This is a genomic window from Micromonospora inositola (assembly GCF_900090285.1).
In the GTDB taxonomy this organism is placed as follows: Bacteria; Actinomycetota; Actinomycetes; order Mycobacteriales; family Micromonosporaceae; genus Micromonospora; species Micromonospora inositola.
In genome coordinates this window covers 4,256,649-4,273,390 of sequence record NZ_LT607754.1, presented here as the reverse complement: position 1 = coordinate 4,273,390, position 16,742 = coordinate 4,256,649, and the positions used below count along the sequence as shown (strand labels likewise).

9 protein-coding genes are annotated in these 16,742 nt (G+C 70.8%); 5 read left to right on the top strand and 4 right to left on the bottom strand.

From position 1 onward, the window contains the following. Positions 1-75 precede the first annotated feature (75 nt). Positions 76-1,689 (bottom strand): FAD-binding oxidoreductase, encoded by a 1,614-nt coding sequence (locus GA0070613_RS20340; protein ID WP_089013748.1) that lies wholly within the window; start codon positions 1,687-1,689, stop codon positions 76-78. Positions 1,690-2,200: 511 nt separating this feature from the next. Between GA0070613_RS20340 and GA0070613_RS20335 the strand changes: the two genes are divergently transcribed. After that, a complete protein-coding gene (locus tag GA0070613_RS20335) occupies positions 2,201-3,271 on the top strand; it encodes a M14 family zinc carboxypeptidase (RefSeq protein WP_157746410.1) in 1,071 nt (356 codons plus the stop codon). Next, positions 3,272-5,281, top strand: coding sequence for a hypothetical protein (locus GA0070613_RS20330; protein ID WP_089013746.1), 2,010 nt, complete (start codon positions 3,272-3,274; stop codon positions 5,279-5,281). It begins immediately after the preceding gene. A gap of 204 nt (positions 5,282-5,485) precedes the next feature. Here the strand turns inward: GA0070613_RS20330 and GA0070613_RS20325 are convergent, their stop codons facing one another. Further along, positions 5,486-6,040, bottom strand: coding sequence for a hypothetical protein (locus GA0070613_RS20325; RefSeq protein ID WP_089013745.1), 555 nt, complete (start codon positions 6,038-6,040; stop codon positions 5,486-5,488). Between the two features lie 382 nt (positions 6,041-6,422). Here GA0070613_RS20325 and GA0070613_RS20320 point away from each other — a divergent pair, with 382 nt between their 5' ends. Beyond that, positions 6,423-8,300: a glycoside hydrolase family 3 protein gene (locus GA0070613_RS20320; protein ID WP_089013744.1), complete on the top strand. Its 1,878-nt coding sequence runs from the start codon at positions 6,423-6,425 to the stop codon at positions 8,298-8,300. Between the two features lie 128 nt (positions 8,301-8,428). Here the strand turns inward: GA0070613_RS20320 and GA0070613_RS20315 are convergent, their stop codons facing one another. Continuing rightward, on the bottom strand, positions 8,429-8,716 hold the full coding sequence (locus GA0070613_RS20315) for a DUF2277 domain-containing protein (protein WP_089013743.1): 288 nt from the start codon (positions 8,714-8,716) through the stop codon (positions 8,429-8,431). Positions 8,717-8,950: 234 nt separating this feature from the next. Beyond that, entirely contained in the window at positions 8,951-10,000 is a 1,050-nt protein-coding gene (locus GA0070613_RS20310; RefSeq protein ID WP_089016077.1) for an SEC-C domain-containing protein, read from the bottom strand. Between the two features lie 405 nt (positions 10,001-10,405). On the opposite strand from GA0070613_RS20310, the gene GA0070613_RS20305 reads away from it, so the two are divergent. Together GA0070613_RS20305 and GA0070613_RS20300 are read left to right on the top strand one after the other, a co-directional pair. After that, on the top strand, positions 10,406-10,876 hold the full coding sequence (locus GA0070613_RS20305; RefSeq protein WP_197698930.1) for a hypothetical protein: 471 nt from the start codon (positions 10,406-10,408) through the stop codon (positions 10,874-10,876). Between the two features lie 239 nt (positions 10,877-11,115). Beyond that, on the top strand, positions 11,116-16,581 hold the full coding sequence (locus GA0070613_RS20300; RefSeq protein WP_089013742.1) for an ATP-binding protein: 5,466 nt from the start codon (positions 11,116-11,118) through the stop codon (positions 16,579-16,581). The last annotated feature ends 161 nt before the right edge of the window (positions 16,582-16,742 follow it).

The window sequence follows — 16,742 nt, the reverse complement described above, 5'->3', positions numbered from 1 at the left end:
CCAGGCCCTGGACCGGTTCCCGTACGGCGACCAGGTGCAGGTGATCCACCGGTCGTCCGGGGGCCGGCCCCAAGGTCAGCCGGCGGGATCGACAAGGACGCCGGGGTTGAGGATCCAGGACGGGTCGAGCGCGCTCTTGGCGGCGCGCAATGCGCGCGCGACCGGATCCGGACGCTGCCGGTCGTACCACGGTCGGTGGTCGCGGCCGACGGCGTGGTGGTGGGTGATGGTGCCGCCGGCGGCGAGCAGCGCGTCGGAGACGGCATGCTTGATCTGGTCCCACTGGGCGAGGGTGGCGCCCCAGCGGCCGGTGGCGTACACGCCGAAGTAGGGGGCGGGGCCGTCCGGGTAGACATGGGTGAAGCGGCAGGTGACCACACCGGTCGCGGCGACGGCGCGGAGCGCGTCGCCGGCCACGTCGAGCACGGCGGCGCGCAAGGCGGGGAATCGGTCCCAGGTGCAGGCGGTCTCGAACGTCTCCACGATCATCGACCGGGCGGCGAGCGCGTCGCGCTGGTACGGCATCCGCAGGAACGCTGACCGCCAGGCGTCGGCTGCGGCGGTCCGCTGCCGTGGGCCGGACGAGTCGTCGTCGCGGGGCGGCTCCGGCAGGGTTCCCCCGTGGTCGCGGCACAGCTCGACGGCGCGGTCCAGCCATGGTGTGACCGGATGGTCGGCGGACTCGAATCCCAGGACGAGCACGCCGCCGGTGGTGGCGGCGCCGGCGTTGAGGAGCGCCTCCGCCGGGTCGAGCAGCCGGCAGTTGCTCGGGTGCAGCGCGGACTGGGCGATGGCCCGGGTGGCGGCGACCGCCCCGTCGTAGTCGGTGAAGTGCACCGAGGCGCCTGCCCGCCAGCGCGGCCGGTCCTGCAGCCGCATCCACGCCTCGGTGATGACGCCGAGCACGCCCTCCGAGCCGAGGAACAGCCGATCCGGGGACGGCCCGGCGCCGGAGCCGGGCAGCCGGCGCGACTGGCTGGTGCCCGCCGGGGTGACCACCCGCAACGACTCCACCAGGTCGTCGATGTGGGTTAGGACGGTGGCGTAGTGACCGCCGGCGCGGGTGGCCAACCAGCCGCCCAGGGTGGAGAACTCGAACGACTGCGGGAAGTGCCGCAACGTGAGGTCGTGCCGCCGGAGCTGGTCCTCCAGCGCCGGGCCGAACACGCCGGCCTGGATGCGGGCCGCCCGGCTGGTCGGGTCCACCTCCAGCACCCGGTCGAGGCGCCCGAGGTCGAGACTGACCGCCGCGGGATACGCGTCGTCCAGCCGCGGCTCGACTCCGCCGACCACTGACGAGCCGCCGCCGTAGGGGATCACCGCGATGTCCCGGCCCGCGCACCAGTCCAGGACGTCGACGACGTCCTGCTCGGTCGCCGGCCGGACCACCAGGTCCGGCGGGTCGTGGACGTCCCCCTGCAGGTTGCGGACGACGTCCCGGAACGCCTTGCCGTGGGTGTGCGCCGCCCGGTCGGCCGGGTCCGTCGAGCACAGCCGGGCGAGTGACGTCGGCGGATCGACCCGCGGCGGGCGCAGGCCGAGTTCGGCCACCGGCGGCGCGACATGCTCGGTCAGGTCGACGCCGGGCAGCAGGGCACGCACCCGGTCGGCCAACGACGTGGCCTCCGCGCCGGTCACTGCGTCCTCGACGTGCCCCCAGCCCCACCACGAACGGTGTTTCCCGGCCATGCGGCCTCCCCGCCGTCCACCATCGCCAGATCGACTCGCCGGTAACGTACTCGACGGCCGGCACCCCGTCGATGCCGTCGTGGTACGCGCGGACTGCTGCGCCGCGAAACGGTATGGGGGCTGGCCTTCCCGACGGTCACCGCCCACCGGGTGCGGTACCGCACGGACCGCGGCCTGGGCGAGGAGCGACCAGCGCGGGCCAGTTTACGATCGACCTGACCCGACTGACCTTCGGCCCCAGCGACGCTGTATCGGACATCGCCGGCTGGCTGCTCCGCCAGGGATTCGTGCCGGCCGCGGCCGACACCGGCACGACGGCGGCCCACGTTCGGCAACCGCCACCTCAGCCAGACCTCCAATCGGCCCCTCGGCAGCTTACCGGCGCATCGGAGTCCGTCCGGACGGAGGATTCATCGATGTCCAGCCTTTTCGCATGCTGGCGAGACGACTACCCGCGTCTATGGCCACTCCCCGAGCGGCTGTGCCCACCAGGGGGGGTTGGAGGGTCGCAATGAAGCGCTCCACCGTGTTCCTGTCAGCGTTACTCCTGATGATCTTCGGGCTCGTCGCACCCTCGGCGGCACAGCCGTCGCAGGCTGAGCTCGACATGTACACCGTGCGGGCCGAGCCCGCGCAGGCCGCTCAGCTCGTCCAGGAGGGTCTCGACGTCGCGGCCACCCGGCTCGTCGGGGAAGACGTCGAGTTGGACGTGGTCCTGAGCGACGCCGAGCGTGCCCGGCTCGGCGACCGAGGCCTACGCGTCGCGCCCAAGCGCAACAAGGACGGCAAGACCCAGCGCCAGCTCGCCGCCGAGCAGGCGGCCAGCGGATACAACGTGTGGCGGTCCTGGGACGAGCCGGGCGGCATCCGCGACGAGCTGTACGACCTCGCGAAGCGGAACCCGCAGCTGGTCAAGCTTGAGGTGCTCGGGCACACGTACCAGGGACGCGAGCTCATCGCGCTTAAGGTGACGCAAGCGGCCAAGGAGGTTCCCGACGCCTCGCGCCCGGCCGTGCTGTACAGCTCGAACCAGCACGCCCGCGAGTGGATCAGCGTCGAGGTCAACCGTCGCCTGCTGAGGTGGTACATCGACCGCTGGCGGGCCAACGACAAGGACATCAAGGACCTGCTGAAGAGCACCGAGCTGTGGTTCGTCATCTCCGCCAACCCGGACGGATACCAGTACACGTTCGACAACGAACGGCTGTGGCGCAAGAACCTGCGCGACAACAACAACGACGGTCAAATCGCCGTCGGCGACGGTGTCGACCCGAACCGCAACTTCAACTCGCGCTTCAAGTACGACGAGGAGGGCTCCTCGTCCATCTCCGCCGGGGAGACCTACCGCGGGCCGAGCCCCGCCTCCGAGCCCGAGACCCAGGCGATGCAGGGCCTGCTCGACCGGATCAAGCCCAAGTTCCAGTCCAACTTCCACTCCTTCGGGCCGTACATCCTCTACCCGCAGGGCTGGCAGATCGGCACGCCCGAGGCCGACAACCCGATCTACACCGCGCTCGCCGGCACCGACGCCCGCCCGGCGATCCCGGGCTTCGACCCCGGCATCAGCTCGGATGAGCTGTAGGTGACCAACGGCGAGACGACCGACTACGCCGACACGGCCAACGGCACGGTCGCCTTCACTCCGGAACTGAACGAGGGGTGCCCCGGCTGTGGCTTCGTCTTCCCGGATGACGAGGCACTGATCCAGGCCGAGTTCGAGAAGACCCTCCCGTTCGATCTCGCGCTGGCCGGCTCGGCCACCCGCCCGGCGGACCCGGTGTCGCCGGTCGGCATGACGGTCAAGCCGTTCTACCTCGACCAGACCGAGGTCGACCCGGAGAACGGCGCCCTGGCGATGTTCGACTTCACCTTCGACGTCTCCTACGGCGACCCGCAGGAGGTACGGGTGCTCGCCAAGCGCAGCCTCGGCGCCGTGACCGTCAAGTTCCAGATCAACCGCGGTACGGTGCACAGCGCCCCTACGTCGGAGTGGACCGGTGGACAGCGCTACGGAGTCGGGAACTCGAACTACTACCGGGTCATGCGCGGACAGGTGACCGGCACCAACCCGGGCGACACGGTGAAGGTGTGGTTCGAGGGTGGCGGGGCCGCCAGCGACTCGTTCACCTACCGGGCGCTCGCCGAGAGCACAAACCGCGTGCTGGTCATGGCGGCCGAGGACTACACGGGCGCCTCGCCCGCCCAGACCCCCGGCCCGCACTTCCTGTCGTACTACACCGACGCCCTGGCGGCGAACGGGATCGGGTACGACGTGTACGACGTCGACGCTCGAGGGCGTACCGCGCCGGACGCGCTAGGCGTACTCAGCCACTACGACGCGGTCATCTGGTACACGGGCAACGACATCATCACGCGCGAGCCAGGCTGGGGTGCGGGCAATGCCTCCCGGCTGGCGATGGAGGAATTGCTGCAGGTGCGTGACTATCTCAACGAAGACGGCCGCGTGCTCTACACCGGCAAGTACGCCGGTCACCAGTACGCGCCGGGCCACGGCACCCAGCGTTACGACCCGTTCGAGAACAAGATGTGCTCCGACCCGGCCATCCTGCGACGGTGCCGCGCGCTCGGCGGCTCGGGCGACGGCCTCAACGACGTGATCGAATACTGGTTCGGCGCCGGGGCCATCAACGAGGACGCCGGTGCGAACCCGGCCGGCGGGCTGTACGACGTGGCCGGCATCGACACCCCGTTCAACGGCCTCGACTGGGGCTTCAACGGCCCCGGCAGCGCCACCAACCAGGATCACAGCGCCTCGTTCCTGACCACGAGCGGGCTGCTTCCGGTCGCCGACTTCCCGCAGTTCCGCAGTTGGCCGGCGGCCAGGTACGACCGGCCCGGTGGGCCCTTCGACCCGCACACCGGTGACAACTACGCCTACTCGCAGATCGCCGACGTCTCGTACAAGCGGCTTACCCGGACGCTCACCGTTCCGGCCGGGGGTGCCACGTTGTCCTTCTGGACGTCGTACAACACGGAGGCGGAGTGGGACCACGTGCTGGTCGAGGCCCACACGGCCGGACAGAACGACTGGACGACGTTGCCCGACCTCAACGGCCATACCAACCAGGAGACCGGGCAGTCGTGCCCGGCCGGCTGGCGCGACCTGCACCCGCACCTCGACCACTACCAGACGCTCAACACCGACGGCACGTGCAGCCCGACCGGTACGACCGGCGCATGGCACGCCGCCTCCGGTGTCTCCGGTGGCTGGCAGCAGTGGCGGGTCGACCTAGGGCAGTTCGCAGGCAGTCAGGTCGAGGTCTCGATCGCGTACGTGAGCGACTGGACCACGCAGGGCCTGGGCGTGTTCGTCGACGACGTCGAGGTGTCCACGGGCGAGGGCAGCACATCGTTCGAGGACGGGCTCGGCGGCTGGGCGGCAACCGGACCGCCGGCGGGCAGCGCGTCGAACACTAACAACTTCGTCCGAACGACGGCGGCGGGCTTCCCCGAAGGCGCCGTGGTCGCCACCGATGCCACGCTCTACTTCGGCTTCGGCTTCGAGGGGATCACCGATGTGGCCACCCGGAACTCGGTAATGGGCAGGGCCATGGGGTATCTGCTGCGGTGAGAACAACGGCTGACGGCGGCCGATGAGAGTCATCGGCCGCCGTCAGCCGTCGAACCCGGGGAACAACCGCAGTCCGAAACATACCGACTGGTAAACGGTGGCCGCGAAATGACGGGCGTTGGCTGATGGTCAAGCCACTGCAGGGCCGCCGGTCATGATCGCAGGGACAGTGCCGTGCCGCCTACGACTGGACCGTGCCCCTTCTCAGGCCCGGGCGCCGGGTAACTTCGGCGGCGGCAGCGGCAGCTCGACGGCGGCCACCTCCCCGACCCGCACGGCGGAGTGCGCCGGTGGCAGCTTGTCGGCTAGCGGCGAGCGGCTGTGCAACCGACCTCGGCCAGTCGGGTCCGGCCGCCTGGTCACCTCGCAGGTCACCATCCGGATCGGCGGAGGCGGCGCAGTCAACCGGCCGGCACCCCAACGCACCCAGAGCGGAATCCGCCCCGCGTCGGCCTCGGCCAGCAACTTCTCAAAAGTACGGCGGCGCGTGCCGTGGTCGACCTCGACGACGACCGGCGGCCCGTCCGGGCGGGCACAGGCCACGTCGAGCACCGACTGCTGCGCGGACATCGGCGGCGGCAGCGGAAGCACGCTGGACGCCCGCCGGTAGACCCGCCAGCCCCGCTCCCCCGCCCAGTCGACCACCACGTCGATCAGCCGGGCGGTGACCTGGTCTGTGGTCAGGTCGGTGAAGGTGAGCGCGTCGAGCCGGTCAGCCAGCGACACCGCCAGCCGCTCCCCGTCCTCGCCGACCGTCATCGCCGCAGGGTAACCGCGCGACCGGCCGTCCTCGCCAACGGGGTAGCGCGAGGACGGCCCACACTCCACGGAAATTCGGGTAGCGGCCACGGCGCGGACACCGCCGCACGCTGTAATCCGACAGCCAGCGAACTCGTACCGTGGGGTCGGCGCGGACAGCTTCGGCGGTGCGCTCGCGTAGCAGCTCACGCGACCTGGTTACAGCACCAAGAACGCCGATCCCAACCACAGGATCGAGGTCTACCGGGCGCGCAACCTGAGCCAGAATGGCCAGCCGGCCACGGCCGGGGCTGCGAATGCAACGACGACAGCAAATCTTCCGCTTACAGTTAGGTCCGCTTACAGTTAGGTTGGTCACTGGTCTTCCCCTCCGGAGGTTGGCATGCGCCATCGGTTCGGCCGGCGAGTCTGCATCACCGTCATCTCGGTTGGGGCGCTTCTGTCGTCTCCGGCAGTGCCGGCGGTGGCCGAAGGGGCGGTCCCCGCCAGTGCGGCGAATGGTAGTGGGCCCGGCTACTCGGACGACGCGACGCTCCGTGGCAAGATCATCAGCAGGCTTCAGCACATGACGGTGCAGGAGAAGGTTGGGCAGCTGTTCGTCGTCGAGGTGTACGGCCAGGATGCCAGCACAGTGTCTCCGACGATGGCGGCTCGAAACCGGGCGCTGTACGGTGTGGACACCCCGGCCCAGGTCATCGACAAGTACAAGCCGGGCGGGGTCATCTACTTCGACTCCAGGCGCGGGCCCGACAACGTGCAGGACCCGCGTCAGATCGCCACCCTGTCCAACGGGCTGCAGACGGCCGCCCTCAGCCAACGGCAACCGATCCCGCTGCTCATCTCCACCGACCAGGAGGGCGGCGCCGTCGTCTTCCGCCTCGTCGCACCGGCCACGGCGATGCCCGGCAACATGGCCCTCGGCGCGGGACGATCGGTGACGGACGCACACCGCTCGGCCGAGGTGATCGGCACCGAGTTGGCGGCCGTCGGGATCAACCAGAACTACGCACCGGTCGCCGACGTCAACGTTAACCCCGCCAACCCGGTCATCGGCGTACGGTCGGTCGGCGAGGACCCCGAATTGGTCTCCAACATGGTGGCTGCCCAGGTGAACGGCTACCACGACGGCGGCGTGGCCACGGTTGCCAAGCACTTCCCGGGGCACGGCGACACCGCCACGGACAGCCACTTCGGCCTGCCGGAGGTCACCCACACCCGCGAGCAGCTCGAGGCGATCGACCTGCCGCCGTTCCGGGCCGCGATCGCCCAAGGCGTCGACACGATCATGACCGCACACGTCGTACTCCGGTCGGTCGATCCCAGCGGCGCACCGGCGACGATGTCGCAGCCCATCCTCACCGGGCTGCTGCGCGAGGAGATGGGCTACGACGGGCTGATCGTCACCGACGCCCTCGACATGCAAGGGGCGACAAGCACGTACCCGCCGAACGTCGCGCCGGTCGAGGCGTTCAAGGCAGGCGCCGACCAGCTCGTGCTGGCGCCGCAGATGGACGTCGCCTACACCGCGGTGCTCGACGCCGTCGGCAGCGGTGAGATCTCCATGCGGCGCCTTGACGAGTCGGTCTACCGGATCCTGCGCCTGAAGATGACGAGGGGGCTGTTCAAGGATCCGTTCGTGAACGTCGAGCTGGCGGCCAAGGTCGTGGGCGCGTCCGACCACCTCCGCGACGAGCAACTCATCACGGACCACACCACGACGCTCGTCAAGAACGACAGCGACGTGCTTCCGCTCACTCGCGACCCGCAGAGGGTTCTCGTGACCGGCTGGGGCGTGACGACGACGACCACGCTCGGCAACGCGATCGGCCGACGTGGGCAGACCGTGACCGTCCTCGAGACGGGCACGACACCCAGCCAGACCAGGATCAACCAGGTGGTCGCCGACGCCGCGCACAGCGACCTTGTGGTGGTGTCGACGATGAACGCCGCCAGTGTCAATCCCATCACGGGGTTGCCCACCGCGTCGGCCGCCGCTCAGCAGGCCCTGGTCAAGGCGCTGCTCGCGACGGGCAAGCCGGTCGTCGTGTCCGGCATGCGCAATCCCTACGACATCTCGTACTTCACGGAGGCACCGACCTACCTTGCCACCTACGGCTACACGGCCGCCTCGATGGAGTCACTGACCCGCGTGTTGTTCGGGGAGGTCAACCCCGTCGGAAAACTGCCCGTCACAATCCCCCATGCGAACGGGTCGGGTGCCCTCTACCCCTTCGGACACGGGCTCCGCTACGACGGCTGACCGGTCGTTGACCAGGAATATGTGCAGGCCGCCGCCCAGTCCTCCTCGACACCTTCGGGGCTGCCGAAGAGGTCACCGAGCAGGAAGCCCTGACCAGAGCAGAGCGTGGCCAGTGAGATCGGGAGCTGTCAGCCGGAGGCCGCCGGTCGAAGCCCGTACCGTTCGGCCGCGCGCGCCTTGGCCTTCGCGGCCTCCACCTCGCGGTCACGGAGAGGTGCCTTGGTCACGAGGCTGTCCAGTAGGGTCCGGGTGGCCGCCGTGACAGCGCGGATCGCCTCGCCGAACGCCTCCTCGTTGGCCGCGGACGGCCGTGTCGTGCCGCTGACCTTGCGCACGTATTGGATGGCGGCGGCCTCGATCTCATCGTCGGTCGCAGGCGGTTCAAAGTTGTGGAGCACGCGAATGTTCCTGCACATGCCTCTACGATGCCAGGCCGAGCCGACAGCGGCAGATGGGTACCAACGACGACCGCATTGACGATGTATGCCGCGCATAACCTGATCATCGCGAGCCCCCCATCGCCGGATCGTCCCTGCGGCGCGGCGACCGCGTGCGCTCGTGATCCCGATCCTGCGGCCACCCCATTTCGCTGCGAGCGCTCGCCGTGGCCGGCCTGGCCCGACTGCCGCCAGCAGCGATTGGCGAGGCGGTCAGCTACGGGAGCGCGGCAGGCAGCACTTCTTGTACTTGAGGTCCGAGCCGCACCAGCAGGCGTCGTTGCGCTCCGGCGGCCAGGAAATCTGCGCGCCGGTCCGGGTCGCCAGATCTCGCCCGTAGCGGGTGCGGATCTCCGGATCCGTCGGATCCCCGTTGTGCCGGCTGGCGTAGCCGTTCAGCCCATCCACCGATGCGCCGACCACGCTCAGCCCGGTCCGACCGGTGTTGGCCTGCTGGACGAGGTGTCGTTCCAGGCGGCCCCGGTGCGCGTCCCAGTCCGGCCCGTACGCCTCGGTCAGCTCGGCGTGCTCGGCGAGCAGGCGGTCGAACTCGACCCGGGGCCAGAAGAGCAGGTCGGGCTCCGTGCCCTGCCGCTGCTCCGCCCGGCGGACGAGCTGAGCCTCCAGCCGGTCCGCCAGATCGTCCTGCCGATCATGCGGCAGGTTCAAGTCCCGGCGTACCCGGTGCCGCTGTTGGAGCAGGAAGAACAGGACGCCGGGCGCCTCCGGAGGGCCGACCTCCACCGTCGCCTCGGCGGCGGGTACGGCCTCAGTGGGTGCTCCGGCCGCCGTGGCGCGCCTGCCGAGCACGGTGTCGACCGCTTCGCTCAGCCACTCCTCGGCGATCACCGAGAGATCGCCGGCGTCCAGTGCCGCGCTGACGTACACCGGGGCCTCGGGCTGCTCGATCAGGAGCTGGCGCAGCGCGGTGAGTTCCGCCATCGCCTCGTCCTCCCGGCCGCCGGCCCGGAACAGGATCCGGGCCCGCAGCGCCCGGGCGAAGCCGGCCCGGGCATCCTCTACCGACGGGTACGCCTCCAAGGCCCGGTCCGCGTACCGGAGGGCGGCGTCCAGCCGCCCTCGGATCTCGGCGATCTCCGCGGCCAGGGTCAGCGCGTCCCCGGCGTCCTCCGGCTCCGCCAGCCGGCCCTGCTCCACCGCGTCTGCCAGGTCGGTTGCGACGCCGAGCGGATTGGCTGTGCCGAGCGCCGAGCGGCGAAGTTCGTCGAGGTCAGCGCTGGTGATCAGATCTCTCGTCGGCACGATCTCACGGTACGTCGGGCTCCGCCCGTAGCGCTGGCTGATCACCTGTTACGCCGATCTCACGCTGCCTCGGGCCGCCGTCCCGGGCGGGGATCGGGCCGCGGTCTCGACCGGGGGATCCGGCCGTCGAGGGCGGGCGGCTCTTCTCCGGCTGAGATGCGGACGCTGGCTGCGGCACGAATGGGTGCCGAGCATCAAAGGGTGGCATCCGGGGATGGCCGCGCCGACGGCACCGCGATCGTGACGGAGATCGTCGGGCCGGCGATCTTGTCCGGGGCAGATCGGTTCGCCGACGGTCGATACTGCGGGTGCGCCGAGAGCTCTCCGAGCAGCGGTGGTGGTCCTACTCCTGACGGCGTCGGTGGCCTGTGACAGCCCGGCGACCGACGCAGCTCCGCCGGTGTCATGGCCAAGGAGATGCTCCGCGAAGGCAAGATCGAGCCGGCCTCACCCACGGCGGCACTCACGCCGAACGTGAGCGACCAGCGCAACTACCTGTACGCCGTGGTCGACAAGACCACCCTGCCGGCCAACTCGGGGGCGAACTGGGTCGGGGTCTCGCTCGGCGTACGCCTCGTCAACGGCCAGACCGTCTACCTGTCGCACCACGTCGACCCGACCTGGTCGATCCAGCGCGACATCCCGGCGGCCACCACCGTCGAACTGCCCGCCGGCACCACGACCGACGACATCGCCGAGGTGAGTATCCACCGGGGCGTGGTCGGTGCCGACAGCGGCGCGACAGTGCAGGTGACCGGAATCCAGCGTGGCTTCTTCCTGGGCCAGGACTACCTACCCCAGCCGTCATTCCTAACCTGGAACGGCGACGTCGTCCTCGATCCGACCACCACGTCTCAGGTGGTCTGGCGGCGCTGAGCCGAGCTTTCCCGGGGGCCGTCGGCCGGTGGCCGGCGCCCCGCCCGCATTCCGGGAAAGTGGTGCGGGCATGCCGGTGGGGGCGGCCAAAAAGTTTTGTTCGGTTCCTACAAACGGTGCCGCTAAGGGTTCGGTGGTTACGACATGGCGCTGCCAGCCGGCAGGCGGAAAGGTGATCACTGCCGGAGGCCGGGGTCTCGCGGCGCATACATCGTGGGTCTACCGGAGGGGTCGGTCGGGTGTTCAGCCGTGTCGCCATCGTCAACCGTGGTGAGGCCGCGATGCGGCTCATCCACGCGGTCCGAGAGCTGGCCGCGGAGACCGGGACCCGGATTGAGACCGTCGCCCTGTACACCGACGTCGACCGCACCGCCACGTTCGTGCGTGAGGCGGACATCGCCTACGATCTCGGTCCCGCGTCCGGGCGCCCGTACCTGGACCTGAAGGCGCTCGAGCGTGCGTTGGTGGAGACCGGGGCCGACGCCGCGTGGGTCGGCTGGGGCTTCGTCGCAGAGGACCCGGCGTTTGCGGAGCTGTGCGAGAAGGTCGGGGTCGTCTTCGTCGGGCCGAGCGCGAAGGCCATGCGCAAGCTCGGTGACAAGATCGGCGCGAAGCTGATCGCCGAGGAGGTCGGCGTGCCGGTCGCGCCGTGGAGCCGTGGCGCGGTCGAGACCCTGGACGCCGCCCTGGCGGCGGCGACCGAGATCGGCTACCCGCTGATGCTGAAGGCGACCGCGGGCGGCGGCGGGCGCGGTATCCGCGTGATCACGAACGCGGCCGAGCTCGCCGACGCGTACGATCGCACCAGCCAGGAGGCAGCGCGGGCGTTCGGCAGCGGCGTCGTGTTCCTGGAGCGCCTGGTCACCGGTGCACGGCACGTCGAGGTCCAGGTGATCGCCGACGGCCAGGGCACCGCGTGGGCGCTCGGTGTCCGCGACTGTTCGGTGCAGCGGCGCAACCAGAAGGTCATCGAGGAGTCGGCGTCGCCGGTGCTCAGCCCGGCGCAGGCCGCCGAGCTCAAGGCGTCGGCCGAACGGCTGGCCGTCGCGGTCGATTACCGGGGTGCGGCGACCGTCGAGTTCCTCTACCACCCTGGCGACCGGCTGTTCGCGTTCCTCGAGGTCAACACCCGCCTGCAGGTCGAGCACCCGATCACCGAGTCCACGACCGGGTTCGACCTGGTCAAGGCGCAGCTGCACGTCGCCGCGGGCGGGCGGCTCGAAGGCGAGCCGCCGGTGGAGCGCGGGCACGCCATCGAGGCCCGGCTGAACGCCGAGGACCCGGACCGCGATTTCGCGCCCTCCCCGGGCCGTATCGCGCGGCTGGACCTGCCCGCCGGACCGGGCATCCGGGTGGACACCGGCGTCAGCGAGGGTGACACCATCCCCGCCGACTTCGACTCGATGATCGCGAAGATCATCGCCTACGGTCGCGACCGCGACGAGGCGCTCGGCAGGCTGCGCCGGGCGATGGCGAACACCACGGTGATCATCGAGGGTGGCGCGACGAACAAGAGCTTCGTGCTCGACCTGCTCGACCAGCCTGAGGTGATCGACGCCAGCGCGGACACCGGCTGGATCGACCGCGTCCGCGGCGCTGGCAGACTCGTCGCGCAGCGGCACTCCGCCGTCGCGCTGGCGGCCGCCGCCATCGAGGCGTACGAGGAGGAGGAACGCATCGAGCGGCGGCGGCTGCTGTCGACGGCGTTCGGCGGGCGCCCGCAGGTGCAGCACAGGAGTGGCCGGCCGCTGGACCTCAAGCTGCGTGGCGCAGGCTATCGCATGCGCGTGGCGCGGGTCGGCGCGCACCGGTTCCGCGTCGGCATCGAAACGGGCGGGGCCGTCCGCACCGCCGACGTCGAGCTCGACCGCTTCGACCGGCACACCGGGCAGATCGTCGTCAACGGTGCCCGGTACCGCCTGCTCACCGGGACGCACGGGCCGATCCACCTGGTCGAGGTGGACGGCGTGACGCACCGGGTCAGCCGCGACGAGGGCGGTGTCGTCCGCTCACCCATGCCCGCGCTGGTCGTCGCCACGCCGCTGGAGGTCGGCGCCGAGGTCGAGGCGGGCGCGCCGGTGCTGGTGCTGGAGGCCATGAAGATGGAGACGGTGCTGCGGGCGCCGTTCAAGGCGCGGCTGAAGGAATGCGCCGTCTCCGTGGGCAGCCAGGTGGAGGCCGGCGCACCGTTGCTGCGGCTGGAGCCGCTGGCCGAGGAGGCTGACGAGGACGCGGACGGCCCGGCCGCCGCGTCCGTCGAGCTGGACCTGCCCGCCGCGCCCGGGGAGATCCCGGCGCGGAAGCGCGCCACGCGCGGCCAGGAGGACCTGCGCGGCCTGCTGCTCGGCTTCGACGTCGACCCGCACGACGACCGTCGGGTGCTCGACGACTACCTCGCCGCGCGTCGGGCCGCAACCGAGGACGGCCACCGGCCGCTGGCCGAGGAACTCGACCTCGTCAACGTGTTCGCCGACCTCGCCGAGCTGAGCCGCAACCGGCCCACGGGCGAGGACGGCGGCGACGACGCCCACGTGCACAGCGCCCGCGAGTACTTCCACACCTATCTGCAGAGCCTCGACGTCGAGCGGGCCGGACTGCCGAGTTCGTTCCAGGGCAGGCTCGCCAAGGCGCTCGGGCACTACGGTGTCACCGACCTGGAGCGCTCCCCCGAGCTCGAAGCCGCCGTGTTCCGGATCTTCCTCGCCCAGCAACGCGCGTCCGCCGACGCCACGGTCGTCGCGACGCTGCTGCGCGCGTGGCTGCGGGAGTCGCCGCCGGACGAGACGCTGCGCGAGCCGGCGGGCCTCGCGCTGGAGCGGCTGGTGGCCGCGACGCAGGTCCGTTTCCCCGTGGTCGCCGACCTCGCCCGCGGCGTGGTGTTCGCCTGGTTCGCCCAGCCGCTGCTGCGCCGCAACCGCGCCCGCGTCTACGCCAAGGTCCGCAAGCACCAGCGCCACCTGGACGCGCACCCGGACGCGCCGGACCGCGCCGAGCGCATCGCCGAGATGGTACGCAGCACCGAGCCGTTGGTTCGGCTGCTCGGCCAGCGGCTCGTCCGCGACCACCTCGACAACGCGGTCATGCTGGAAGTGCTGACCCGGCGGTACTACGGCAACAAGGGGCTCACCAGCGTCGGCATCCGCGAGGTCGCGGGCTGCACGTTCGTGGTCGCCGAGCGCACGGACTCGAGCGTGGTCTCCGCCGCGGTGAGCTTCGACGCGCTGGGCGGCGCGCTGCGCGGGCTCGCCGAGCTGGCCAGCGGCGAGGACGCCGTCGACGCCGACATCTACCTCGCCTGGGAGAGCCAGCCGGAGGACTTCGCCGCGATGGCCACCGCGCTGCTCGAGGTCGTCAACGCGCACCCGCTGCCGCACCAGGTCCGCAGAGTCACCACCACCGTCGCGGGTCGCGGCGGAGCGGTGATGCACCACCACTTCACGTTCCGCCCGTCCGGCGCCGGGATGGCCGAGGAGCGGCTGATCCGCGGCCTGCACCCGTACATCGCGCAGCGGATGCAGCTGGAGCGGCTGCACAAGTTCGACCTGACCCGGCTGCCGTCGTCGGACGAAGAGGTCTACCTCTTCCAGTGCGTGGCGCGGGAGAACCCGTCCGACGAGCGTCTCGTCGCGTTCGCGCAGGTGCGCGACCTGACCGAGCTGCGCGACCACGACGGCCGGCTGGTCGCGCTGCCGACGACCGAGGACACCGTCGCCGCCTGCCTCGACTCGATCCGCCGCGCGCAGTCCCGGCGACCGTCGAAGACCCGCTTCAACACCAACCGCATCGTGATCTACGTGTGGCCGCCGAGCGACCTCACCCGGGAGGAGATGGAGATGATCGCCGGGCGCGTGCGCCCGACGACCGCCGGTGCCGGGCTGGAGGAGATCCTGTTCATCGCGCGGCAGCGCGACCGCGGGACCGGCGAACTGACCAAGATCGCCGTTCGAATCTCCTTCGAGGCCACGGGCGGCGCCGAGCTGACCGTCGGCGAGCCGCCGGTCGAGCCGGTCGAGCCGCTCGACGACTACCGGCTGAAGGTGCTGCGCGCGAGCAGCCGCAACACGGTGTACCCGTACGAGCTGACCGGCCTGCTCGGCGACTTCGCCGAGCACGACCTGGACGACGACCACGCGCTGGTGCCGGTCGACCGACCGAAGGGGCGCAACACCGCGGCGATCGTCGCGGGCTTGGTCACGACGCCGACCCCGCGGCACCCGCAGGGCATCACCCGGGTCGTACTGCTCGGCGACCCGACGAAGTCGCTGGGCGCCCTGTCCGAGCCGGAGTGCCGCCGGGTGATCGCCGCACTGGACCTGGCCGAGCGGATGCGGGCGCCGCTGGAGTGGTACGCCCTGTCCGCCGGCGCCCGGATCTCCATGAAGTCGGGCACGGAGAACATGGACTGGGTGGCGGCGGCGCTCAAGCGGATCGTCGAGTTCACCCAGGACGGCGGTGAGATCAACATTGTGGTCGCGGGCATCAACGTCGGCGCGCAGCCGTACTGGAACGCCGAGGCGACGATGCTCATGCACACCAAGGGCGTCCTGGTGATGACACCGGACTCGGCGATGGTGCTCACCGGCAAGCAGTCGCTCGACTTCTCCGGTGGCGTGTCCGCCGAGGACAACTTCGGCATCGGCGGCTACGACCGGGTGATGGGCCCGAACGGACAGGCGCAGTACTGGGCGCCGAACCTCCCCGCCGCGCGGGACGTGCTGATGTCACACTACGACCACACGTACGTCGCACCCGGCGAGGACGTGCCGCGGCGGACGACCACCACCGACCCCACCGACCGCGACATCTCCGACTTCCCGCATGCCGCAGCCGGCAGCGACTTCACCACCGTCGGCGAGATCTTCTCCGCCGGGGCCAACCCGGACCGCAAGAAGCCGTTCGACATCCGGACCGTGATGCGGGCGCTGTCCGACCAGGACCACCCGGTGCTGGAACGCTGGGCGGGCATGGCCGACGCGGAGACCGCGGTGGTGCAGGACGCGCACCTGGGCGGCATGCCGGTGTGCCTGCTCGGCATCGAGTCACGGGCGGTGCCGCGGCGTGGCTTCCCGCCCACCGACGGCCCGGACACCTACACCGCGGGCACGCTGTTCCCGCGGTCGTCGAAGAAGGCCGCGCGCGCGATCAACGCGGCCAGCGGCAACCGACCGCTGGTGGTGCTGGCGAACCTGTCGGGTTTCGACGGCTCGCCCGAGTCGATGCGAAAGCTGCAACTGGAGTACGGCGCCGAGATCGGCCGCGCGATCGTGAACTTCCGCGGGCCCATCGTGTTCTGCGTGATCTCGCGGTACCACGGCGGCGCGTTCGTGGTGTTCTCGAAGGCGTTGAACCCCAACATGACCGTGCTGGCGCTGGAAGGCTCGTTCGCTTCCGTGCTCGGCGGCGCTCCCGCCGCTGCGGTGGTGTTCTCCGGCGACGTCGACGCCCGCGCCGCGGCTGACCCGCGCGTGCGGGACCTGGAGGCCCGCGCTGCGGCCGCGTCCGGAGCCGACCGCGCCGCGTTGACCGCGGAACTCGACGAGCTCCGCTCGTCGGTCCGCGCGGAGAAGCTCGGTGAGGTGGCCACGGAGTTCGACCGCGTGCACAACATCCAGCGCGCCGTCGAGGTCGGCTCCGTTGACGCCGTCATCCGTGCAGCCGAGCTCCGTCCCCGCATCATCGAGGCCATCGAGTCACATCTGCGTTGACCGGCCGGGAGCGATCATCACGCCGGCCGTCGTGAGATACCGCGATGACCTGACTGGCGATCGGCGGGGCGTGAGCCCTGCCCCTGCCGAAACCCCATCCTCCCTGGTGAGGACCGGTGCGTGGGTGGTGGAGCCGCTGGCCGGGTCGCTGGGCGCTGAGC

Excerpts from the sequence above, each read along its gene's own strand:
- GA0070613_RS20335 (WP_157746410.1), top strand. The coding sequence starts at position 2,201 with ATGAAGCGCTCCACCGTGTTCCTGTCAGCGTTACTCCTGATGATCTTC.
- GA0070613_RS20325 (WP_089013745.1), bottom strand. The coding sequence starts at position 6,040 with ATGACGGTCGGCGAGGACGGGGAGCGGCTGGCGGTGTCGCTGGCTGAC.
- GA0070613_RS20305 (WP_197698930.1), top strand. The coding sequence starts at position 10,406 with ATGGCCAAGGAGATGCTCCGCGAAGGCAAGATCGAGCCGGCCTCACCC.
- GA0070613_RS20315 (WP_089013743.1), bottom strand. The coding sequence starts at position 8,716 with ATGTGCAGGAACATTCGCGTGCTCCACAACTTTGAACCGCCTGCGACC.
- GA0070613_RS20320 (WP_089013744.1), top strand. The coding sequence starts at position 6,423 with ATGCGCCATCGGTTCGGCCGGCGAGTCTGCATCACCGTCATCTCGGTT.
- GA0070613_RS20340 (WP_089013748.1), bottom strand. The coding sequence starts at position 1,689 with ATGGCCGGGAAACACCGTTCGTGGTGGGGCTGGGGGCACGTCGAGGAC.